We start from the raw sequence: 22378 nt of genomic DNA on the forward strand, positions 1-22378 counted from the left end.
GGTCAGCTATCCAATTGACGGCTCAGGATCGTGGCGAACTCATCGGCAAAGGCCTCGTAGCCGCCCACGATCCGATCACTATCAGCCGACAATTTGTTATAGAATATCACCGCCGGAATGGCCGCTAGCAGGCCAAGACCCGTGGCCAGCAAAGCCTCTGCGATCCCAGGGGCCACAACGGCGAGGTTCGTGTTCTGCGCCTCCGCAATCTCGATAAAGGCGTTCATGATACCCCAGACGGTCCCGAACAGACCGACAAACGGGGCGGTCGAACCGACAGTGGCCAGCACCGGCAGACCGCCCTGCAATCGCGCCGCCTCTTTGGCGATGGCCACATCCATTGACCGGTCAATCCGGGCGGTGGCATTGGCGATCAACTCACCCTCTTGCGTATGGGATCTGCGCCATTCCAGCATGCCTGCGGCAAAAATCTTCTCGCTCGGGCCATCCGGGTCAGTCCCGATCTTGTCAAACAAGCCATCCAGCGGTTCACCCGACCAGAACGACCGGTCAAAGATATCGGCCTCCGCCTTGGCCTTGCGATACTGTATGATCTTGTCGATGATCACCGCCCAGCACCAGATTGATGCAGCGATCAGCATGATCATGACAAGTTTGACGGTAATCGTCGCGCGCGCAAATAGCGCCCACATGGTGAAGTCGGTTGCTGCTTCCATTGTGCCTGCTCTGCCTCTAGGCCCATTTTGGGCTCTGATTGGGCACAGGCATAACCCAAGGCGAAAGGGAAATCCAATCAATCCCGCATTTCAAAGCTGAAACTGGCGACTTTTTAATGGATCGAACGGCGGATCGCCGCTGGCAACCGGGCCACAGCACCGCTGGCATTCATGCAGATGATGGTGACCGTAGCGGTAAACAGGGTGACATCGGCACGCTTGACCTCCTGGCGGACAATCAGGCGAACGCCCGAATTCTCGACCATATCCGTCTCAACCACCAATTCATCATCATATTTGGCCGGCATCAGATAGTCCGCCTCGACCCGGCGGACAGCAAAGACATAGCCCTCCGCCTTCATCTGCGCCTGATCAATGCCCAAGCCACGAACCCACTCACTGCGGGCGCGTTCGATGAATTTCAGATAATTGGCATAATAAACAATGCCCGCCAGATCAGTGTCTTCATAATAAACGCGGATAGGGAAGGTATGTGTCATGATGGTCGTGTTATCCTCGCCTGCAACCGCAACGCATGGCTCGCATCCCGGTCCATGGCAGGCATAACCGGATCATAAGCGGCCCGTATCACATCTGCAATTTCAGGTCTTAAAACGGCGTTACCTTCAATCATCGCCAATGGCGGTTGCTGGTCAAAGGCGGTGTCGGACCACAACAGGATCGTCTGAACCGCCTGCGATAGCGCCAGCGTGTCGGCGGAAACGGCCCCCAGATGGTCATCCATGCGCAAAAACACGAATGCCGCGCGAATGGCACCTGCCGCGTCAAAACGGAAAATCCGGTACTGATTGGCATCCGCCTGCTGCAGCTTGGCGACCAGCGGCAGAAGATCAGGAACCAGAGCATCCAGATGCGGCACTTGGGGCAACTCAGCCCAGTCGCGACAAAAGAAGATCATGAAATTCGCACCAAGTTCCGGATCAGTCTCGGCCATCTGATGCCCGGCCAGGGTCACGACCGCTTCAATCGCGCCCTTGAACACCGCAAGGGTCGCATCATCCACCCCGAATACCACCGGCACAATCGGCCTGCCCCAGCGGGCAAACACATAATTCCCGTCGGCACGAGTGAAGAGCGCGGCAATATCCTGATTTCTTTCTTCCATAAATACTCCCGCCGGAGGCAGCTTAGCCAAACAAATCAGTCTGGGATTTCGGCGGCTCCAGCCCCAGATGTGCCCAGGCCGCCTGCGCCAGCATCCGGCCACGCGGCGTGCGCTGGATCAACCCTTTCTGCAACAGGTAGGGCTCGATCACATCCTCCAGGCTGTCGCGACTTTCCGACAATGCCGCCGACATGGTCTCGACCCCGACCGGGCCACCTCCATAGCTTTCCGCAATTAAGCGCAGATAGCGCCGGTCGGCATTGTCCAGCCCCAGATGATCCACACCGAGTCGGGTCAGCGCCCGGTCGGCAATCGCTTGGGTCACGGTGCCGTCGCCCTCGACAATCGCGAAATCCACGACCCGGCGCAGCAAACGCCCCGCAATGCGCGGCGTGCCCCGCGCGCGGCGCGCAATCTCGCGCGCGCCTGCATCGGCGGCAGGCGCCCCCATCAGCCGCGCACCACGGGTGACAATCTCGTGCAGTTCATCCTCGGTATAGAATTCCAACCGGGTCGGAATGCCAAAGCGATCCCGCAAAGGCGTTGTCAACAACCCCATGCGCGTCGTCGCCCCGACAAGGGTAAAGGGCTGCAACTCAATCCGGACTGTCCGCGCGGCAGGGCCTTCGCCAATCACCAGATCCAGCTCGAAATCCTCTAACGCCGGATACAGCACCTCCTCCACCGCCGGGTTCAGGCGATGAATCTCGTCGATGAACAACACATCCCGCGCTTCAAGATTGGTCAGGATCGCCGCCAGATCACCCGCCTTGACCAGCACGGGGCCGGATGTCATGCGAAAATTCACCCCCAACTCCCGCGCCATGATCTGCGCGAGCGTCGTCTTGCCCAGACCGGGGGGGCCATGAAACAGCGCGTGATCCATCGCCTCGCCACGTCTGCGCGCACTTTCGATAAACACCTTCAGGTTCGCGCGCGCCTCGCGCTGCCCGATAAACTCATCCAGCGTCTGCGGACGCAAGGCGCGATCAGCATCCTCAGGCTGCGGATCAGGACGCAAGGTGGGATCAGGCTGGGTCATCATCCTTTACCGTTATCCCACCGAATCCAGAGCACAAGCACAAACCCAACAAAGGCAATCGAGACCAAAAATGCTGCAATTGGTCCGATGACGTCAGATAGTACCGCGGCCAATAGCATGGCAGGAGGCATTGTCAGAGTCAGCAAACGTCTCATTGCCCTACCCTTTCGGCGCCAACAGCTTCAAGGCCGCACGGATCAGGGCAGAGGTATCCGCATCCGGGTTCGTGCCAGCCGCCTCTGCCACGGCACTTGCCGCCTCGCCCGGCGCGTAGCCCAGATTGCCAAGGGCCGACAGCGCCTCCGCCTGCGCCGGGTTTGCCTTGGGCGCAGGGGCACGCCGGACCTGATCCGGCGTCTCAGCCTCGATCACGACATCACCCAGCGCATCGCCCACTGTGCCGCCCATCGCCATCACACCCGGCGCCTTGTCTTTCAACTCAATGGTGACCCGCTGCGCCGTTTTGGGGCCGACGCCCTTGGCCTTGGCAACAGCGTTCCAATCGCCCAGCGCAATCGCCCGGCTGACGCCGTCAGCCCCGATCGTCCCCAGAATTGCCATCGACGCCTTGGCCCCGATCCCCTGCACCGACATCAGCAGGCGATGCCATTCCTTTTCGACCAAGGTCGTGAAACCAAAAAGCTGCAGATTATCCTCGCGCACCAGCAGATCGGTATAAAGCGCAACCGCTTCGCCATTGGCTGGCAACCCGGCCATCACACGGTCAGAAACATAAACGATATAGCCCACGCCGCGCACGTCGATCAGCACATGGTCGGCGGCGCGGTATTCCAGCCGCCCTGCAATCTTGCCAATCACGCGCCAGCCCTCGCCAGCGCCTGCGCCAAGGTACCCGCAGATTGCAGATGATGGGCGTGGCAAATGGCAATCGCGAGGGCATCTGCGGCATCCGGCCCGGCAATCTGCACACCGGGCAATTGCAGCTTCACCATGTGGTCGACCTGACACTTGTCGGCATGGCCCACGCCAACGACAGCCTTCTTGACCGCGTTCGGGGCGTATTCGCCTATGGCAAGACCCGCCTGTGCAGGCACCAGCATGGCAATCCCCCGCGCTTGTCCCAGCTTCAGTGTCGCAACTCCATCCTTGTTGACGAAGGTCTGCTCAACGGCAGCGGCATCAGGGCGATGGGTCGCGATCATCTCTGTCAGCCCGGCATGAAGCGATAGCAATCTGGCAGCCAGATCATCGCCAACCGAATGGCACACGCCATTCGCCACATGGCTCAGACGCGATCCGGTCACTTCGATCACGCCCCAGCCCATGTTGCGCAAGCCCGGATCGATCCCCAAAACACGCATCACTGCCCCATTCTTCTTATTGTCATAAAATTGCTAGCACAAAACGCGAACAAAGACCAAGAGGCTTTCAGCCGAGCCATGACGCCACGGCATGACACCAACGGCCTGAATGCGTCAGTATGGGGTCTAAAGGCGACAGATTTAACTATTTGTAAATAAACAATTTACGGCGTAATCCGCACAAAAATAAGGCATTCTGAAAACGCATATGAGTCATGCAAAAACGTCACTGGTAACACCAATCAAAGCCTCCTAGATGCGCCTTATCAGACAACGCTGCATCGCAGCACAAATCAAGGAACAAGGCCATGGCCGCATTTGACACCACCCGCCCCGCTGCTGGCCTCTCTGCCGGCGCTTTCTCCGCTTTCGTTGCACGCTCTTTCGCTTCTCTGGCAGCCTGGAACGACGCGCGCGTTACACGCAACGCGCTGTCGAAACTCTCCGCCCGTGAACTGGAAGACATCGGTCTGTCCTATGGCGACATCGACAATATCGCGACACGCGGCATTCGCTGAACCCGCGCGAGGCATCAACGCAAAAGGCCGCTTCCATCTGGAAGCGGCCTTTTTGTTTCCGTCACCCTAGCAGGATCAAGGAAGAATATTCTGGATCGCACCTGAGATGAATACAGTTGCAGGATCAGCCTGCATCACCCATGCGCCCGCCTGCTCCATCATGGAACCTTGCTGAAGCGAGGTCACACGGTCGGCGTAAGCAGCTTCGCCGAGATAGGCAAAAAGGAAGCCCTTGAACAGGAAGCCGGTGATAATCAGGGCAAGAAGCCCTTTCAGCGGAAAGCGCGGCTTATAGATGCGTGGACGCGCCACGATCAGGCCATCGGCATTCACCGTTTTCACAACGCCACGTGCCATACGATCATGGCGGCGCACGATACGCTTCAGTCTCTTATCAAAAGGAACATTGGCTTGAGCCATGCCATCCTCCGCTAAATTACCAACTACGGTCTATCAAAGATCGCTAACAAATCTGGCTATAACAAGACATTTCACTGTTGAACGTGCGGAATCTCACAATACCGGTGTGTTTTTGCTCATTACCAGGGTTGTCCAGTCAACAATACTGTCCGATTGCACCAGATTGAACCCGTTTTGTTGATAAACGCCGATCACTTCATCAGCTTGTTCATTCAAAATACCGGACAGAATCACATAGCCGCCCGGTGCGGTATGGGCTGCCATCTCCGGCGCCAGAGCGACCAGCGGTCCCTTTAAAATATTGGCAAAAATCAAATCAAAGGGGCTCGCATCGGACAGCGCAGGCGTATCAAATCCAGCGGCAACGACGCAGTTGACTCGCCCGTCCAGCCCGTTCGCCGCCACATTCGCCCGCGCCACATCAACCGCCACCGGATCAATATCGCTGGCCAGCACCTGACCGGGCAAAACATGCGCCGCTGCCATCGCCAGAACAGCCGTGCCACAGCCGATATCGGCCACCTTTTCGCCAACAAACCCGTCCGTCAGCAACGTGTCGAAGGCCCGCAAACAGCCCAATGTCGTGCCATGATGACCTGTACCAAAGGCCATCTGCGCCTCAATCAGCAATGCAATCGCATCCTCGGGAACCTTATCGGCGTCATGCGCGCCATAGACGAAAAACCGGCCTGCCGCGACCGGGGCCAGTTCCCGCTGCACCTTTGATACCCAATCCTGTTCGGGGATGTCGGACACCGCGAACAACTTGGCACCATGCAAGGCCGCCAGCACTGATAGCGCCGCCTGATCAGGCGCTTCGGTGAAATAGGCACCAACCTCCCACAACCCGGACCCATCCTCGATCTCGAACACACCCACACCGGTCGGTTCCGGCACCAGCGCCTCCAGATCATCGGCCAGCCGGTAGGCCGCATCTTCACCGGGGATCGTCGTCAAGGCGGAATAAGTTGTCATAGGGTCAAAGCCTTGTCAGGGATGCCACCGGTTAGGCCTTGCGCCGTGCTGCGTCAAGCAGACCGGGATCAGACAGGATCACCCCGCAAATCTCATCCGCCCAGGCGGCATAAACCGACGGGCCGGGATGAAATCCATCCGCTGACATATTGGTATCGTTCAGACCCAGCTTGATGGTGACCGGGGTGCAGGCAGGCCGTGCCGCCACCAACCGATGCAGATGCTTGTCAAACCACAGCGCACGTCGCCCCATCGCCCAGCGCAGGGGTTGTGGTAACAATGGAAATTGGCCCATCGGCGGCAGACCAGAGACAACAATGCGCCCCGCGCCGAAATCATGTTCCAGCCGGTCCAGCAACCGCGCCTGCAGCGACAGCCAGCGGCTGAGCGGGGTCGCCTTGGTCACATCATTGACGCCCAATGCGGTAACGACCACGTCATACTGATCGCGCGGCAGACGATCCAGCCAACCTACCGCTTCTGCGGTCTTGGCCCCGGTACGGGCCACCAGATCAAACTCAACCCGCGCGACACCCGCCAGCCGTCCCGTGATACGCCCCAGCAGGGCCTCGGCCTGCGTCGCCACGCCGACACCGGCAGCCGACGAATCCCCTATGATCAGCAGACGGAGCGGCGGCCCATCACCCAAAGTGCCACTACGATCCCCCGGCGGTTCCGGCAGTTCGATGACATGGCGCCGGACATAGGCCGCCTGCGCAAGCAGGATCGGCAGCAGAACAGTATGTGACAGCACATTGACGATCACAGATCGACGGTCCCCTCGATCAGAATATTCACATGCCCGCCGATCATCACCCGGTCGGCATTCGGGCGCACGAACACGCGGCCGACCCGGCCAATCTGTGTGCCCTGCGACATGACCAGATCACGGGTCAGCCGCCCTTCGACCCGCATCCACTGCGCAATGGCCGCATTCAACGATCCGGTGATCGGGTCCTCGATCATGCCGCTGGATGGGGACAAATTGCGCACCTCATAATCCGCCTCTGCCCCGGCGGGGTAAGGCCCCACAACCGACAGCGCGACAAAATCAGGCCAACTGACGCGGGACGCATCAATCGCAAGCACATCCTCTGCCGATGCCAGTTCCAGCACCTGCCAGACCGGGCCGTTATCCAACTGGGTTGCCCTGACCACCTGTTCAGGCCGCAAATCCAGCGCCTGCGCATAGCGGGTCAGATCCGCATCGGCCATCGGGATGACCTTGGTCGGCGGGGCAACAAACGCGGGCACCGGCCCGGTCACATCAATCTCAACAATACCGATCGCACATTGCTGACGCACGACACCGGCTTCGGCGGGCACACCGCCGGTATGCAGCCAGGCCATACAACTCCCCAGCGTCGGATGCCCCGCAAACGGCATCTCGCGACCGGGGGTAAAGATGCGCACGGCATAATCCGCCTCGGGTTCAGTGGGCGTGGTCAGAAACGTGGTTTCCGCCAGATTGGTCCAGGCGGCAAACCCCTGCATCTGGTCATCGGTCAGACCATCGGCATCGACAACCACAGCCAGCCCGTTCCCTTTGGAGGGAACAGCACTGAACACATCACATTGGACAAATCGCCTAGACGCCAACACCAATCGGACAGGTCACACCCGTCCCCCCGATGCCGCAATAGCCATTCGGGTTCTTCGCCAGATATTGCTGGTGATAATCCTCGGCAAAATAGAACTCCGGCGCATCCACAATCTCTGTCGTGATCGCACCATACCCGGCTTCCGATAAACGCGGGGCAAAGGCCGCTTTGGAGGCCTCAGCCGCTTCGCGTTGTGCCACCGAATAGGCATAGATGCCAGACCGGTACTGCGTGCCCCGATCATTACCCTGCCGCATCCCCTGGGTGGGATCATGGCCCTCCCAGAACACCTGCAACAGCTGATCATAGGAAATGACCGCCGGATCATAGATCACGCGCACCACCTCATTATGACCGGTCTTGCCGGAACAAACCTCTTCATAGGTCGCATTCGGGGTATAACCGCCCGCGTAACCCACCATGGTCGACTGCACACCATCCAGCTTCCAGAACATCCGCTCCACACCCCAGAAACAGCCCATACCGAACATGGCCTCTTCCATGCCCTCCGGCACCTCGCCAGTCAGCGGCGTGCCATAAACGAAATGGGTCGGGGCTGTCGGGATCGGTGCGGACCGGCCCGGCAGGGCGGCATCCTTTGTCACCATCTCGGATTTCGGGCTCTTGGTGAAAAACATCTGAACTCTCCTCTGGGGGTCAGGGCAGAATATAATGCCCGGCGGCGTAATTTCTACTCTGCCGCCGCAAGCAAACGGAACTGAAACACGGTCTCGTGACCCGGAGCCGGATGGCGCGGGATCAACAGCGACAACAGCAGCGAAATGATCGCCATGCCCGCCGCCATCAAAAACACCGTTCCCGGCGATTGCAGCCAGATATAACCCAGCAGGGCCGGCAGAAACACAGCCGCGATATGATTGATGGTAAAGGCCACAGCCGCTGTCGGGGCGATATCCTGCGGGTCCGCGATCTTCTGGAAATAGGTCTTGATCGCCAACGCCAGGCTGAAAAAGATATGGTTGGCCACATACAAAAACGTCGCCAACAGCACACCCCAGCCGAAATAATAGATGCCCCCATAGGCAAAGAAGATCAGGCAGAGGCCGGTATATTCAAACACCAGCGCCCGGCGCTCACCGAACACGGCCACCAGCTTGCCCAGAAACGGGGCGGCGATCATGTTGATGACAAGGGTCAGCAGGAACAGCTTGGTCACCTCATCTACCTCGAGCCCGAACTGTTCGACCATCATGAACGCGGCAAAGACAACAAAGATCTGGCGGCGGGCGCCCGACATGAACTGCAAGGCGTAATAAAGCCAATAACGGCGGCGCAGCACAAAAGTCTTCAACTGCGGATTGGGCGATTCAAACTGGGGATAGGCAAACAGACACAGCAGCGCCACGAAGGCCGTAAACCCGCCCGACAGCCAGTAGACGATCGAATAGGTCAGACCCAGCAGATCCCAGCTCAGCACGATCAGCACATAAACCACAATCGTGGCCCCCGCCCCGGCCGAAATCAGCCAACCCAGCGTCTGTGGCGCCCGCTTTTTTTCGATCCACTGCAACTGCAACGACTGATTGACCGTCTCGTAATAATGAAAGCCGATGGATGACAGCATCGTCACCGTCAGAATACCCGCCATGCTCGGAAACTGCGCCGTTACCGCCGTCGCCGCACCCAGCATGGCCAGCGCCACCAGACCCAGCACCTGCTCGCGAATAAACATGATCAGCGCGATCACACCAATGGCAAAGAAGCCCGGAATTTCGCGCACGGTGTGCAGCCAGCCGATGTCAGATCCATCGAATGCCGCCACCTCGATCACAAAGTTGTTCAACAAGGCCGACCATGTGGCAAAGGCCACAGGCATCGCCATTGCCATCACAAACAACAGTGATGTGGGCCTGCGCCACAGCGGCAGATGGCGCGCATCTTCAAGACGAACAATCTTCATGATTACCGACTTACGCCTGTTTTGGGACGATGGCGAGAGGTGTCATAGACCTGTCAAAGCCGACAAAACGATTAAAATTGAACCGACTTACTCACCATTATACGGCGAAACCTAACCAACTCTTCATTGTCAGATGAAACGGTGCGGTGATGGTTTCACTGACAAAGCGGGTCAATGTATCGGGTAATCGCATGTCTGGTCTATGAACACGATTACGGGCTGGTCGCCGTCGCGGCGCTTGTCTGTATTGTGGGGTCATGTCTTGCTGTCCTGCTCAGTCGGCGGATGCTGCGGGCTCACGGACTGCGCCGGGTGGTCCAGCTTGCCCTGACCGGTCTGATCACCGGCACGACCATCTGGACCACGCATTTCATCGCCATGCTGGCCTATGATCCGGGCGTCGAACACGGGTACGAACCGTTCACAACCGGGCTGTCGCTGGTTATCGCCATCTTTGGGACATTGGCTGCGAATGCGGTGTTCGGGCGCGGCAAAGGCCTGCGCAACACCATCGCGGCCGGTACCACCTTCGGCCTGACCGTATCCATCATGCACTATGTCGGTATGTCGGCCTATCTGTTTCCGGGGGACGTCATCTGGCATACCAGGCCGGTCATTGCCTCTGTTCTGCTGGGCATGGGGTTAGGCACGGCTGCCTTTCACCGCATCGCCTTTCCGGTTACGCGCTACTGCTGGCTGGGCGGGGCCATACTGATGGTGACCGCCATCTGCACCATGCATTTCACGGGGATGAGCGCGTTTACAATCGAACTCAACACGCTCAATGAGGTGCCGCCGCAGCTAATCTCGGACACGGCGCTTGGCTTTCTGATCCTTGCGATCATGGTCGTCATCCTGCTGATCGGTTTTGCCTCGGTCAGCATCGAAACCAATATTGAGGAAGAGGCGAAAAAACAGCTCAAGATCGCCGCCCTGAACGATCCGCTGACCGGGCTGCCCAACCGTCTGCAACTGGCCAACCGGATTGATCGGTATGCCGAAGAACTGCAGACCAACCCCGACGCCCAGGTTGCCGTCCTGACCATCGACCTCAACCTTTTTAAGGAAATCAATGATCTTTATGGCCACGCCACCGGCGATCAGGTGCTCCAGGTGGTCAGTGAACGACTCCGCTGGACCATCGAAGACGATGAATTCATCGCCCGGACTGGTGGTGATGAATTTGTCGCCCTCAAACGCGGCTTTCAGAGCGAGGATGACGTGATCGCATTCGGCACCCGCCTGAACAACGCTGTCATTCAGCCGATTGAACTGCCTGCGGCCCCGGTCAGCGTGCGGGCGGCCATCGGCGTTGCCATCGCATGCGGCGATGACATCAAGATGGACGACTTGCTGGGGCAATCCGACATCGCCATGTACCGGGCCAAATCGGACCCCGAAAACTTTATCTGCATTTACAATGCCGAAATGGATCGTGAAACGCAGGAACGGACCTTGATGATCTACGATCTGCGGCACGCGGTCGAAAACGGCGAATTTGAACTGGTCTATCAGTTGCAGAACGATCTGAACTCACTGCAACCCGTGGGGTTCGAGGCTTTGTTGCGCTGGAACCACCCCCAACGCGGCCCGGTTTCGCCCGCACAATTCATCCCCATCGCCGAAGAAACCGGCCTGATCCGTGATATCGGTCTATGGGTCCTGCGCACCGCCTGCACTGAGGCCGCCAGTTGGCCAAACGAATTCAGCATCGCTGTCAATGTCGCCCCACAACAATTGGTCCAGGCCTGCTTTGTGGAAAAAGTTTCCACCATCCTGACAGAAACCCGCTTCCCGCCTGAACGGCTTGAGCTTGAGGTGACAGAAGCATCAATTATCGACGATCAGGTCCGTACTCTGAAAGCCATGTACACGCTCAAGGCGATGGGTATCCGCATCGCGATGGATGATTTCGGCACCGGCTATTCCTCGCTTTCGACCTTGCAGGCCTTCCCTTTCGACAAGATCAAGATCGACCGCAGTTTCATTTCTGATGTGCACAGCGATCATCAGCGCGCGGCCATCGTCCGGTCTACACTTCTGCTTGGCACCGCCCTCGGGATCCCGGTGCTAGCCGAAGGGATCGAACAGCAGGAAGAACTGACATTCCTGCGTTCTGAAAACTGCGCTTATGCGCAAGGCTTCTATTTCGGCAAACCCAAAACGCTGCAAGAAGCGCGCCAGATCACGGGGCAAAAACCACTGGCCCGCGCGTCATGAAGTCAGACGACCTCAATCCTTAACAACGCCTTCATGTTTCGACCGTTCGCCGGGTTAATCCCGCAAAATCGCGCAAAAGGGTCCGACGCAAGTCCGACGTTTTGCCGACGCGATGCCGACCGCCGATTTTGGCAAAAAGCCCTGTATTAACACATGATTCGTGAAAATGGGCTGATCGGGGTGTTGCGCCGCCCCCCGCACCCCACCGAACGTTGCGTCAGGCCTCTTGCGCCAACCGCGCCTCAAGCACGTCAAACGGCACCCCCGGCTCGTCCTTGGCGCCGCGAATGACCAGCGATGTCTTTACCGACGCCACGTTGTCAGCACTCGTCAATTCCTCTGTCAAAAACCGCTGGAAAGTACGCAAATCCGGCGCCACGCACTTCAGGATAAAATCCACCTCGCCATTCAGCATATGACACTCGCGCACCAGCGGCCATTCCTGGCAGCGGCGCTCGAACGCACTCAGATCCACCTCCGCCTGGCTGACCAAACCCACCATGGCAAAGACCTGCACCTCAAAGCCAAGCTCGCGGGCATTTACATCTGCATGATATCCTTGGATAAATCCCTGCTCTTCCAATGTGCGCACCCGGCGCAGGCATGGCGGGGCCGATATTCCAACGCGTTTGGCCAGTTCCACATTGGTCATGCGACCATCGGCCTGCAATTCGGCCAGAATCATCCGGTCGATGTCATCAAGTTTCGTTCCTGGCATCATATTCCCTGTGATTTTTGCGAATACTACGAAACAGCGCGCACCTGCGCAACAATATTTCACCAAACAGCAATAAAATAACGTATCACTTCCGCTAGCCCCGGCCTTTTATCCTCGTGCAGGCGGGTCTATATCGGATCCATTGCAGCGTAATGAGGCCCCCATGTCCGACACCCGCCACACCAAAGTCCTGATCATCGGCTCCGGCCCCGCTGGTTACAGCGCAGGCGTCTATGCGGCGCGTGCCATGCTGGAACCGATCCTTGTGCAGGGCATCGAACCCGGCGGCCAGCTGACCACCACCACCGAAGTTGAAAACTGGCCCGGCGACACCGAAGTGCAAGGCCCTGATTTGATGGTCAGAATGGAGGCCCATGCACGCGAAATGGGCTGCGAAATCATCGGCGACATCATCACGTCGCTCGACCTGCAAAAGCGCCCCTTCACCGCTCAATCAGACAGCGGCACGGTCTATACCGCCGACGCCGTGATCCTTTGCACCGGGGCCCGCGCCAAATGGCTTGGCCTGCCAACCGAGGACAAGTTCAAAGGCTTCGGCGTCAGCGCCTGCGCCACCTGCGACGGGTTCTTTTACCGGGGTCAGGAAATCGTCGTGGTCGGCGGCGGCAACACGGCGGTGGAAGAAGCTCTGTTTCTGACCAACTTCGCCTCAAAGGTCACGCTGATCCACCGGCGCGATGAATTGCGGGCCGAGAAAATCCTGCAGAACCGACTGTTTAACAACAAGAAAATCGAAACGCTGTGGTTCCACGAAATTGATGAGGTCTATGGCACCGATCAGCCTTTGGGCGTCGAAGGCGTGCGTGTCAAACACACCAAAACCGGCAAAATCACCGAAATCCCGTGCAAGGGCGTCTTTATCGCCATTGGCCATGCGCCCGCCTCCGAACTGGTCAAGGACCAGCTGGAAACCCACAATGGTGGCTATGTCAAAGTCACGGCGGGCAGCACCCGCACAGCCATCCCCGGTGTCTTTGCGGCGGGCGATCTGACCGACCACATTTACCGTCAGGCTGTCACATCCGCGGGTATGGGCTGCATGGCGGCACTGGACGCCGAAAAATTCCTTGCAGAACAGGAAGATGCGCCCGTTCTTGCTGCCGTGGAATGACTGCCAGCAATACCAATCTGACACTGTTTTCGGGGCCTGCTTTTCGCATCGCCTTTGCGCGATATGCCGACAAGGTGCTGGACGGGGTGATCCACCCTGAAGGCCGGTTTCACCATAGCGGGCAGCCTGCTTTCTATGCTTCGCCTACGCCGGAAGCAGCAGCCATCGCGATTGACATATACCTGCGCGCGGACGATCTGCCGCGGGTGATGATCCCCTTGCAAGTGAGCGACGCACGGCTTGCCGATCTGCGCGACCCGGCGACTTGTGATCAGCTCGATATAGACCCGCGCTGGCCCAGCGTGCCATGGGCGGACGAGCGAGCAAACGGCCAGCCCGCCACCAGTTGGAAAGCATCAGACGCGGTGCGGGCCAGTGGCGCGGATGGGATGATCTATGCCTCACGCCGGGCGCCGGAACGGTGGCATCTGGTGCTGTTTCGCTGGAATGCCCCGGGCGCGGCGCAACTGCGTGTAGCGGCTAGCCCAACTGACTGGACTCCATCTATATTTTGACGTTTCTGCAATCTGCGGTAGAGTTTCGTTATCGCAGTGATCGGAGGGCAGATGGCCAACGCTGATACGCTGGCCCATGTACCGGGGCCCCGACCCAAACCACTGATCGGACATACGCTTGACCTTCTGATCGACAGCTATCGCCTTCATGGCAACGCGGCCAAACGATTTGGCCCGATCTACAAGGTCAAGGTGCTGGGGAAATGGCGTGTCGCCTTGAATGGCGCAGATGCGCTGGAATTCATACTTGGTGACAGGGATGATCTGTTTTCCAGCGCGGGTGGCTGGGACATGCTGGATGTGCTGTTCGGCGGCGGGCTGATGCTGCGCGACTTTGGCGATCACCGCGCGCATCGCCGGATCATGCAATCAGCCTTTCGCAAGCCTGTGATGGACGCCTATCGCGACAGCATGGCGACTGCGCTTGACAGTCTGATCACCGATTGGCCAGCCGAAACCGATTTCGCGTTTTTTCCCGCCATCAAGACAGCGACATTGCAGATGGGCGGTGCGGTCTTCATGGGGCTTTCGATCCACGATCATAGGGTGCCTGAACTCAATCAAGCCTTCCAGGCCGAGGTTGCAGCCTCGCTCGGGATCATCCGCAAACCCCTGCCCTATACCAAGATCAGGCGGGGGATGATGGCACGCCGCTATCTGTCCGAAACGTTCCGCCAATTGATCCCAGAGCGGCGCAAGACAGGCGGCGATGACTTCTTCAGCCAGATGTGCCTCGCCACCGATGATGACGGCAATGTCTGGACAGATGAAGAGATCGTTGATCACTTCAATTTCCTGCTGATGGCTGCCCACGACACCACGGCCGCCACCCTGACCAAAATGATCTGGGCCATGACGACGTATCCAGACTGGCAGGACCGGATGGTGGCAGAGGTCGACGCCCTTGGCGATGCACCGCTGGATGACGCCGCCTTGGACGCGCTTGATGTGACCGACCGGGTGTTTCGCGAAAGCCTGCGCCTGTTACCGCCAGTGCCATTCATCCCACGCCTGGCGGTGCGCGATTTCAGCTATGGCGGCATGGATTTCCCGGCGGGCACATCCGTTTCCGCCATGCCCGGCATGGTTCTGGTATCGCCGGATCATTGGACCGACCCCGAGGTTTTCGACCCTGACCGCTTTTCACCAAACCGGGCCGAGGATCAAAGCCATCGCTATGCCTGGGCGCCGTTCGGTGGCGGGGCACATAAATGCATCGGCCTGCATTTCGCCACGATGCAGGTCAAGGTATTCATGGCGCTGCTGCTGCGCCGCTACCGGGTCGAACGGGCCGATGACGGACCCGTCAAATGGCAGCGCGTTCCCATCCCTTTCCCCAAGGGTGGTCTGCCTGTCCGTCTGATCCCGCGTTAGCCACGCGTTGGTTCCCGCTTCAGCCGTTTCGCGCGAACCCCGGTCTTAACTGCCAGTGGTCGCTAGACACGGGCCAATGCCGGGTCTATGCCACCACGCAACTGAAAATCACAAACGTCAGGTCGTTATGATGGCACAGGATTTGGCCCCGATCCCGGAACTTTTTGTTTCGTATGAGAGCGCCCAGAAGATGAAGATGGAGGCGGCCGATCTGGTCAGCCATGATCTGAGCCCGCGCCAGATTTGCGATCTGGAACTGTTGATGAATGGCGGGTTCAATCCGCTGAAAGGGTTCTTGTCGCAAGCCGACTATGATGGCGTGGTGGAAAACATGCGGCTGGCCGACGGTACGCTGTGGCCCATGCCGATCACGCTGGATGTGTCAGAGCGCTTTGCCGAGGCGGTTGAACTGGGTCAGGACATCGCCTTGCGCGACCAGGAAGGGGTGATCCTGGCGACCATGACCGTGACCGACAAATGGTCGCCGGACAAGGCGCGCGAGGCGGAAAAGGTGTTTGGCGCCAATGATCTGGCGCATCCGGCAGTCAATTATCTGCATCATACAGCAGGCAGCGTCTATCTGGGCGGTCCGGTGACGGGCATCCAGCAGCCTGTGCATTACGATTTCCGGGGTCGCCGCGATACGCCCAATGAACTCCGCGCCCTGTTTCGCAAACTGGGGTGGCGCAAGGTGGTGGCCTTTCAGACCCGCAATCCGTTGCACCGCGCCCATCAGGAACTGACCTTTCGGGCGGCGAAAGAGGCACAGGCGAACCTGCTGATCCACCCGGTTGTCGGCATGACCAAGCCCGGTGATATCGATCATTTCACCCGCGTGCGCTGTTATGAGGCCGTGCTGGATCAATACCCGTCATCGACCACCACGATGTCGCTTCTGAACCTCGCCATGCGCATGGCCGGCCCGCGCGAGGCCGTGTGGCACGGGCTGATCCGCAAAAACCATGGCTGCACCCATTTCATCGTAGGGCGTGACCATGCGGGCCCCGGCAAGAACAGCCAGGGCGAGGATTTCTATGGCCCTTATGATGCGCAGGACCTGTTCCGGCAACATCAGGATGAGATGGGCATCGAAATGGTCGATTTTCAGCACATGGTATATGTGCAGGACCGCGCCCAATACGAACCCGCCGATGAAATCCACGACCGGGATAAAGTCACGATCCTCAATATCTCTGGCACGGAATTGCGGCGGCGCTTGTCGGAAGGGCTGGAAATACCAGAATGGTTTTCCTTCCCTGCCGTGGTTGAAGAGCTGCGCAGAACGCGGCCGCCACGGGCCGCACAAGGATTTACTGTGTTCTTCACCGGCTTTTCAGGGTCCGGCAAGTCAACCATCGCCAACGCGCTAATGGTCAAGTTGATGGAAATGGGCGGGCGGCCTGTGACACTGCTGGACGGGGATATCGTGCGCAAGAACCTGTCGTCGGAACTGGGGTTCAGCAAGGAACACCGCGACCTGAACATCCGGCGGATTGGATTTGTAGCCTCTGAGATCACCAAGAATGGCGGCATCGCGATCTGCGCACCGATCGCGCCCTATGCGGCGACACGGCGGGCCGTGCGTGAAGAGATCGAACAATTCGGGGCATATCTGGAAATCCACGTCGCCACATCCATCGAGGAATGCGAGAGGCGGGATCGCAAGGGGCTTTACAAGCTGGCGCGCGAAGGGAAGATCAAGGAATTTACCGGGATTTCAGACCCCTATGATGTTCCCGAAAACCCTGAATTGCGCGTCGAGACCGAGAATGTCCCGGTCGACAACTGCGCCCATCAGGTGATTTTGAAGCTGGAAAGCATGGGGCTGATCAAAGCGTAGGATGGGTCAAGACCCATCTTACGCTGTGGCATCTGTCAGTGAACAGTCACCGGGCGCATGTGGTTTTCACGCGCCAGATGAAAGGCCAGTTTGCGGTTGGCCACCAGCGCCAACTGCTCACCCTGGGCATTATGGACCGAAAACAGCGTGTCCAGATCACCCGCCTGCTGCTGCAATTCCTGCGGCAGTTCGGTGACGGCGATGGCTTTCACATAGACGATATCCTCGCCCATCGATTTCAGGTCAAACTTGGTATTCATGACTCACCCTTTCCGTATATTGATCGTCTGCACGATGCGATCCGGGATCGCCCGGGTCAGATCGATATGCAGCAGACCGTTTTCCATCACCGCCTCACCCACATCGACACCATCGGCCAGCACGAAAGAACGCTGGAATTGGCGCGCGGCAATGCCGCGATGCAGATAGATACGCCCGGCGTCATCTTCATTCTGACGCCCACGAATGACCAAAGAGTTATCTTCGACGGTAATCGCCAGATCACCTTCTGCAAAACCGGCCACGGCCAGCGTAATCCGATAGGAATGATCCGAGGTTTGTTCGATATTATACGGCGGGTAGCCGTCATTTCCGCTTTTCGCGGTACGTTCGACCAGCCGTTCAAGCTGTTCGAAACCCAACAGGAACGGATGCGTTCCCAAAGCCAATTTCGTCATAAGACATGCCCTTTTCGTCAAGCGACTGTCAGTTATGGCCCCGATTTCGGCGACCGTTATCAAAAATATGGGTCTGCAAGCCTTGGTGATCAAGAGGAAGTGTTAGGAACTTTGTGACTAAACCCCTATCTATAGTGATAAGATCACAAGCAATCGGACACGCCACAGATGAACAAATCTGCACAAATGGAACAGGTTGAGGTCCTGCGCGTCAAGCTGGAGGTGCTGCGGCGCGAGCATCGGGATCTGGATGAAGCCATCGACGCTCTGCAGGAGCGCGGGTCTGCGGACATGCTGACAATCAAACGGCTCAAAAAACAAAAACTGGCCCTGAAAGACCAGATTGTCACCCTCGAAGATCGTATTTTGCCTGATATTATCGCTTGATAGGGCGTTGCAGCGACCCGTGTCGCCGCTATAGTGCCGCTTCATTTTGGCAGCAGGGGTGCGTCATGGCCCAACCTTTGGTCGGTATCATCATGGGCAGTCAATCAGACTGGCCCACCATGCGCGAAGCCGCTGAAATGCTTGACCAATTGGGCATCGCTTACGAAACCAAGATCGTGTCGGCCCATCGTACACCGGACCGGCTGTGGGACTATGGTAAGACAGCCGTGGATCGCGGTTTGCAGGTGATTATTGCCGGTGCAGGCGGGGCGGCTCATTTGCCAGGCATGATGGCCTCGAAAACCCGGGTGCCGGTGATTGGTGTCCCCGTGCAGACCAAGGCGCTGTCGGGTGTCGACAGTCTTTATTCCATCCTGCAGATGCCGCGCGGCTATCCCGTGGCGACCATGGCAATCGGTGCCGCCGGGGCGGCGAATGCCGGGCTGATGGCTGCCGGTATCCTCGCCCTACAAGACACCGATCTGGCCACGCGCCTTGACCAGTGGCGCAGCGCATTGTCTGCCTCGATCCCTCATGAGCCAAGCGATGACTGATCCACTGCCCACCGGGGCGACAATCGGTATACTCGGCGGCGGCCAATTGGGGCGAATGCTGTCGGTCGCAGCAGCCCGTCTTGGGTTCAAAACCTGCATTTTCGGACCCGGCGGCGATTGCCCCGCCTCACATGTGGCCAATTTCCATATGAAAGCTGTTTATGACGATCGCGCAGCATTGGAAAATTTCGCCAAGAGCGTCGATGTCGTCACCTATGAATTCGAAAACATCCCGACCGCAGCGCTTGACCTGATTGAGGATCATGTACCCATCCACCCGGGACGTCTGGCCTTGGCGACCAGCCAGGACCGGCTGACCGAAAAGACTTTTCTGCAGGATCTCGGGCTGCAAACCGCACCCTTCGCCGATGTGACAAGCCTCGACGACCTCACTCGCGCCATTGATCGCATCGGCACGCCAGCCATCCTGAAAACCCGGCGGATGGGTTATGACGGCAAAGGCCAAGCCCGCATCAAGGACGTGGGCGACATAGAAAAGGCCTTTGCCGATATGGCCGGTGCGCCGGCAATCCTGGAAGGTTTCATTGATTTCAGCCATGAGGTGTCGGTCATCGGGGCGCGCAGCGCTGATGGGGCTGTGGCCTGCTACGATCCTGGCGAAAACGTGCACGAGGCCGGAATACTACGGACAACCGCTGTCCCCGCCCGGCTGACCCCTGACCAGCGGACCGATGCCGTGTTGATCGCCGCGCGTATTCTGAACGCACTGGATTATGTGGGCGTTTTAGGGGTTGAGCTGTTCGTGACCAGCAGTGGCCTGATCGTCAATGAAATCGCGCCGCGCGTGCATAACTCCGGCCATTGGACCCAGAACGGCTGCACCATCTGCCAATTCGAACAGCATATCCGCGCCGTTGCGGGCTGGCCGCTTGGCGACGGGACGCGCCATTCGGATGTGGTGATGGAAAACCTGATTGGCGACGATATGGACCGGATACCGGAAATCGCCGGAACCGATGCGGCGATCCATCTTTATGGTAAGGCCGAGGCCAAACCGGGTCGCAAGATGGGGCATGTGAACAGGGTCGTCGCGCCCGCCTCTTAATCCGTGCCGAGGATCACATCGGTCATGTTGAGGCTGCGATCAAACCGGCCGTCGCGCAGGAAGATCAGCACCTCTTCCATCACCAGCGGGTTGTTCATCATGAAGGTGTGGGTCACGGGTAATTCGATATGGTCATTCATCCCCGCCAGCCGGGTGGACGCGACCGAGACCTTGCCATCGTCGGGTCCGTCGATCAGGGCGGAATAAACCGGGTTCAGCGTGCGGTTACCGGCAATGATGCCGACCTCGTATTCCGGTAGTGTGCCCAACTGGTTTGGAAAACTGGCATCGCCAGTGCCCAATTGCAGGCCCGCCGGGCCGTTCACCCATTGAAACGGTTCAAAATCGCCGAAGATATCCACTAGTTCAGACCCTGCATTGGGCGGCCCCAGCATGACAACACGGCCCATCACCTTGGGCCGGTTATTGGTCAGCCATGCGCGGGCGAGGATTCCACCCATAGAATGGGTGACAAAGTGCACACGGGCATCACCGCAGGCCGCCACATCTTCGGCCAGATGTTCCTCGACCAATGTCGGGATTGTCGCCTCGGTCGATGGATAGCCGCGGTTGATGACCTTGTAGCCTTCGTTCTCAAGGACGATCTGCAGCGGGGTGAATGAGATTTCGGTACGTGCCAGACCGTGCAGCATCACGACGCATTCCTGCGCTGCTGCAGCTGATCCCATCAAGGACAGAAGGGCGGCCAAAACGTATCTCATGCGTGTTAGTTAGCATTGTGTTGCCGCGACGGAATACCCTTTCACGAAAAACCTAACGTCGCACTAGAAGCGACAAGGCGATGCCACCGAGCACCAGTGCACCTGCAGAGAGCAGACGCAGTGTCAACGGCTCAGCCAGCAGCACAGCGCCCGCAGCGACGGCAATCACCGGCACGCTTAGCTGCGCAATCCCTGCCACTGTTGTCGGCAATGATGGCAAAACCCGATACCAAAGGGCATAGCCCAGTCCAGAAGTTACTGCCCCGGCGACCACTGCCGTCAAAACGCCCATCACGGATAGATGCCCGCCGCCGGCTACCACCATTGCAAGCCCGGTCAGAGGTACACAGAGCAGGAAATTACCCGCTGTCGCCCCCAGCGCGTCACTTTCGGCGCGCCCCAGAAGAGTATAGGCGGCCCATCCAACGCCGGCCGCCGCCATCGACATTGCACCGGCGAAAGGCACGGTTGCCTGCCCGCCGGGCCAAAGCAGCACGCATAACCCGATCAGGGCGATCCCGGCACCGATCCAGCGCATCACGGGCACGGTTTGTCCTTCGATCACGGCCCAGCCAAAGACAACGACCTGCAGGACACCAAAGAGGATCAGCGCCCCTAACCCCGCCCCGAGGCTGATATAGGCCCAGGAAAACCCGACCATGTAGATTGCCAACATGACCGCCCCCGCCCAGCGTTTAGGGACCCAAATGGCGGGCCGGGGCGCATTGCGGGTCAGGATCAACAGCCACAACATGACGGCCCCGGCGACGACCCGGATGGCCGCGAAATCCATCGGGTCCATCCCGAAATCGGCCACGCCGATACGGTTGAGAATGGAGTTGGCTGCAAAAGCCGTCATCGTCAGGGCGACAAGCAGGAACAACTGCATCTGTCAGAGTCCGTCAAAAGCAGCCGGATAGACCAGCTGCTGCGCCGGAACAGCAGCATCAACTCCGGCCAGCATCGTGTTCTCTATCGGATATCGCGTCTGCAGCTTCGCCGCCTTTTCGCGCGAAAATCCCGCCTTTTCATAGAATTCCGGGTTACCCAGGACGACGACCGGCGTCTGCGTCAGCCGCGCCCATTCGGTCAGCATACCCATCATCCGTTTACCATACCCCCGCCGTTGCAGATCAGGATGGATCGCAACAGGGGCCAGGCACAGCCAGCCCTTTGGCTTCACAAATGTGGACAGGGCGTAATAGCCGATGATCCGGTCATCCATCGGCAACACAACCTCACCCGCCATCGCGCGAGACTTGCGGAGTTTGTGAGCAAGCTGGACCTCTTCCTCGCCCCCGAACGCAGCACGGAGCAGCGCGTCGACAGCACCTTCCTCTCCGGCCCGGAGGTCGCGGGCAAACTGGGGCGACTGGGATAATATCATTGGCGGACGGTATCGGTGGGGGCGGTAGCCGTCCAGTAGCAGACGATATCAAAATCTCGATGAGATTTTGTGATCAGAATTTCTGCGAAATTCTGTTTACGCAAAAAGGGCGGCCCATTGGACCGCCCTTTTTTCGTTTCCAACAAGTGGGTTCTCGGCATTTGCAAGCAAACGCCTGCCACCC

Annotated in this window: 27 protein-coding genes; 9 read left to right on the forward strand and 18 right to left on the reverse strand. The window is 58.6% G+C overall.

The genetic code is table 11. The features are described from left to right. Positions 1 to 2: 2 nt before the first annotated feature. The 6 genes from tolQ to ruvC all read right to left on the reverse strand — a co-directional run bounded on the left by tolQ (position 3) and on the right by ruvC (position 4167). Positions 3 to 677, reverse strand: a complete 675-nt coding sequence (gene tolQ / locus ACFWW4_RS14735) for a protein TolQ (protein WP_393931905.1) — start codon at positions 675 to 677, stop codon at positions 3 to 5. A gap of 113 nt (positions 678 to 790) precedes the next feature. After that, positions 791 to 1177, reverse strand: a complete 387-nt coding sequence (gene ybgC / locus ACFWW4_RS14740) for a tol-pal system-associated acyl-CoA thioesterase (RefSeq protein ID WP_411891558.1) — start codon at positions 1175 to 1177, stop codon at positions 791 to 793. Beyond that, complete coding sequence (locus ACFWW4_RS14745) at positions 1174 to 1803, reverse strand: hypothetical protein (RefSeq protein ID WP_411891559.1); 630 nt, start codon at positions 1801 to 1803, stop codon at positions 1174 to 1176. Before ACFWW4_RS14745 ends, ybgC begins: the two co-directional genes overlap by 4 nt. 22 nt (positions 1804 to 1825) lie before the next feature. Then, the gene (gene ruvB / locus ACFWW4_RS14750) at positions 1826 to 2845 is read right to left on the reverse strand and encodes a Holliday junction branch migration DNA helicase RuvB (RefSeq protein ID WP_411891560.1); all 1020 of its coding nucleotides are present in this window, start codon (positions 2843 to 2845) and stop codon (positions 1826 to 1828) included. Positions 2846 to 3004: 159 nt separating this feature from the next. After that, entirely contained in the window at positions 3005 to 3664 is a 660-nt protein-coding gene (gene ruvA / locus ACFWW4_RS14755) for a Holliday junction branch migration protein RuvA (RefSeq protein WP_393927101.1), read from the reverse strand. Further along, positions 3661 to 4167, reverse strand: coding sequence for a crossover junction endodeoxyribonuclease RuvC (ruvC, locus tag ACFWW4_RS14760; protein ID WP_411891694.1), 507 nt, complete (start codon positions 4165 to 4167; stop codon positions 3661 to 3663). Before ruvC ends, ruvA begins: the two co-directional genes overlap by 4 nt. 308 nt (positions 4168 to 4475) lie before the next feature. On the opposite strand from ruvC, the gene ACFWW4_RS14765 reads away from it, so the two are divergent. Further along, positions 4476 to 4685 carry a DUF1127 domain-containing protein gene (locus ACFWW4_RS14765; protein ID WP_393927103.1) on the forward strand — a complete coding sequence of 70 codons (210 nt, stop codon included), beginning with the start codon at positions 4476 to 4478 and terminating at the stop codon, positions 4683 to 4685. Positions 4686 to 4760: 75 nt separating this feature from the next. On the opposite strand, the gene ACFWW4_RS14770 is transcribed toward ACFWW4_RS14765, so the two are convergent. The 6 genes from ACFWW4_RS14770 to ACFWW4_RS14795 all read right to left on the reverse strand — a co-directional run bounded on the left by ACFWW4_RS14770 (position 4761) and on the right by ACFWW4_RS14795 (position 9602). Continuing rightward, positions 4761 to 5105, reverse strand: coding sequence for a hypothetical protein (locus ACFWW4_RS14770; protein ID WP_393927104.1), 345 nt, complete (start codon positions 5103 to 5105; stop codon positions 4761 to 4763). Between the two features lie 93 nt (positions 5106 to 5198). Continuing rightward, entirely contained in the window at positions 5199 to 6080 is an 882-nt protein-coding gene (locus tag ACFWW4_RS14775) for a 50S ribosomal protein L11 methyltransferase (protein WP_411891561.1), read from the reverse strand. A 31-nt stretch (positions 6081 to 6111) separates the two neighbouring features. Further along, complete coding sequence (locus tag ACFWW4_RS14780; protein ID WP_411891562.1) at positions 6112 to 6846, reverse strand: SGNH/GDSL hydrolase family protein; 735 nt, start codon at positions 6844 to 6846, stop codon at positions 6112 to 6114. Further along, the gene (locus ACFWW4_RS14785) at positions 6843 to 7682 is read right to left on the reverse strand and encodes a PhzF family phenazine biosynthesis protein (RefSeq protein ID WP_411891695.1); all 840 of its coding nucleotides are present in this window, start codon (positions 7680 to 7682) and stop codon (positions 6843 to 6845) included. Before ACFWW4_RS14785 ends, ACFWW4_RS14780 begins: the two co-directional genes overlap by 4 nt. Continuing rightward, positions 7669 to 8319: a peptide-methionine (S)-S-oxide reductase MsrA gene (msrA, locus tag ACFWW4_RS14790; RefSeq protein ID WP_411891563.1), complete on the reverse strand. Its 651-nt coding sequence runs from the start codon at positions 8317 to 8319 to the stop codon at positions 7669 to 7671. Before msrA ends, ACFWW4_RS14785 begins: the two co-directional genes overlap by 14 nt. 53 nt (positions 8320 to 8372) lie before the next feature. Then, positions 8373 to 9602: an MFS transporter gene (locus ACFWW4_RS14795; protein ID WP_411891564.1), complete on the reverse strand. Its 1230-nt coding sequence runs from the start codon at positions 9600 to 9602 to the stop codon at positions 8373 to 8375. A 174-nt stretch (positions 9603 to 9776) separates the two neighbouring features. On the opposite strand from ACFWW4_RS14795, the gene ACFWW4_RS14800 reads away from it, so the two are divergent. Then, complete coding sequence (locus ACFWW4_RS14800) at positions 9777 to 11822, forward strand: putative bifunctional diguanylate cyclase/phosphodiesterase (RefSeq protein WP_411891565.1); 2046 nt, start codon at positions 9777 to 9779, stop codon at positions 11820 to 11822. Positions 11823 to 12039: 217 nt separating this feature from the next. Here ACFWW4_RS14800 and ACFWW4_RS14805 read toward each other — a convergent pair whose 3' ends face one another. Continuing rightward, complete coding sequence (locus ACFWW4_RS14805; protein WP_393927110.1) at positions 12040 to 12540, reverse strand: Lrp/AsnC family transcriptional regulator; 501 nt, start codon at positions 12538 to 12540, stop codon at positions 12040 to 12042. A 163-nt stretch (positions 12541 to 12703) separates the two neighbouring features. On the opposite strand from ACFWW4_RS14805, the gene trxB reads away from it, so the two are divergent. The 4 genes from trxB to ACFWW4_RS14825 all read left to right on the forward strand — a co-directional run bounded on the left by trxB (position 12704) and on the right by ACFWW4_RS14825 (position 17401). Continuing rightward, positions 12704 to 13672, forward strand: a complete 969-nt coding sequence (trxB, locus tag ACFWW4_RS14810) for a thioredoxin-disulfide reductase (RefSeq protein ID WP_411891566.1) — start codon at positions 12704 to 12706, stop codon at positions 13670 to 13672. Continuing rightward, positions 13669 to 14187 (forward strand): RES family NAD+ phosphorylase, encoded by a 519-nt coding sequence (locus tag ACFWW4_RS14815; protein WP_411891567.1) that lies wholly within the window; start codon positions 13669 to 13671, stop codon positions 14185 to 14187. Before trxB ends, ACFWW4_RS14815 begins: the two co-directional genes overlap by 4 nt. Positions 14188 to 14238: 51 nt before the next feature. After that, positions 14239 to 15561: a cytochrome P450 gene (locus ACFWW4_RS14820; protein WP_411891568.1), complete on the forward strand. Its 1323-nt coding sequence runs from the start codon at positions 14239 to 14241 to the stop codon at positions 15559 to 15561. Between the two features lie 127 nt (positions 15562 to 15688). After that, positions 15689 to 17401 carry a bifunctional sulfate adenylyltransferase/adenylylsulfate kinase gene (locus ACFWW4_RS14825; protein WP_411891569.1) on the forward strand — a complete coding sequence of 571 codons (1713 nt, stop codon included), beginning with the start codon at positions 15689 to 15691 and terminating at the stop codon, positions 17399 to 17401. 35 nt (positions 17402 to 17436) lie between these two features. Here ACFWW4_RS14825 and ACFWW4_RS14830 read toward each other — a convergent pair whose 3' ends face one another. Then, positions 17437 to 17661, reverse strand: a complete 225-nt coding sequence (locus ACFWW4_RS14830; RefSeq protein ID WP_393927115.1) for a DUF1150 family protein — start codon at positions 17659 to 17661, stop codon at positions 17437 to 17439. A 3-nt stretch (positions 17662 to 17664) separates the two neighbouring features. Beyond that, a complete protein-coding gene (locus tag ACFWW4_RS14835) occupies positions 17665 to 18078 on the reverse strand; it encodes an Hsp20 family protein (protein WP_411891570.1) in 414 nt (137 codons plus the stop codon). Positions 18079 to 18246: 168 nt separating this feature from the next. Between ACFWW4_RS14835 and ACFWW4_RS14840 the strand changes: the two genes are divergently transcribed. The 3 genes from ACFWW4_RS14840 (at position 18247) to ACFWW4_RS14850 (ending at position 20085) form a co-directional block, all read left to right on the forward strand. Continuing rightward, positions 18247 to 18465, forward strand: a complete 219-nt coding sequence (locus ACFWW4_RS14840; protein ID WP_411891571.1) for a YdcH family protein — start codon at positions 18247 to 18249, stop codon at positions 18463 to 18465. A gap of 65 nt (positions 18466 to 18530) precedes the next feature. Next, positions 18531 to 19019, forward strand: coding sequence for a 5-(carboxyamino)imidazole ribonucleotide mutase (purE, locus tag ACFWW4_RS14845; protein WP_411891572.1), 489 nt, complete (start codon positions 18531 to 18533; stop codon positions 19017 to 19019). Next, positions 19012 to 20085 carry a 5-(carboxyamino)imidazole ribonucleotide synthase gene (locus ACFWW4_RS14850; protein WP_411891573.1) on the forward strand — a complete coding sequence of 358 codons (1074 nt, stop codon included), beginning with the start codon at positions 19012 to 19014 and terminating at the stop codon, positions 20083 to 20085. Before purE ends, ACFWW4_RS14850 begins: the two co-directional genes overlap by 8 nt. Here the strand turns inward: ACFWW4_RS14850 and ACFWW4_RS14855 are convergent. The 3 genes from ACFWW4_RS14855 to ACFWW4_RS14865 are packed head-to-tail and all read right to left on the reverse strand — an operon-like array spanning position 20082 to position 22194. Further along, positions 20082 to 20807: an esterase/lipase family protein gene (locus ACFWW4_RS14855; protein WP_411891574.1), complete on the reverse strand. Its 726-nt coding sequence runs from the start codon at positions 20805 to 20807 to the stop codon at positions 20082 to 20084. The two genes, ACFWW4_RS14850 and ACFWW4_RS14855, sit on opposite strands and share 4 nt — an antisense overlap. 52 nt (positions 20808 to 20859) lie before the next feature. Next, a complete protein-coding gene (locus ACFWW4_RS14860; protein WP_411891575.1) occupies positions 20860 to 21696 on the reverse strand; it encodes a DMT family transporter in 837 nt (278 codons plus the stop codon). A 3-nt stretch (positions 21697 to 21699) separates the two neighbouring features. Further along, positions 21700 to 22194, reverse strand: coding sequence for a GNAT family N-acetyltransferase (locus ACFWW4_RS14865; protein ID WP_411891576.1), 495 nt, complete (start codon positions 22192 to 22194; stop codon positions 21700 to 21702). Between the last annotated feature and the right edge of the window lie 184 nt (positions 22195 to 22378).

Origin of the sequence: Yoonia sp. SDW83-1, from assembly GCF_046762885.1 — a bacterium.
Lineage (GTDB): Bacteria > Pseudomonadota > Alphaproteobacteria > Rhodobacterales > Rhodobacteraceae > Yoonia.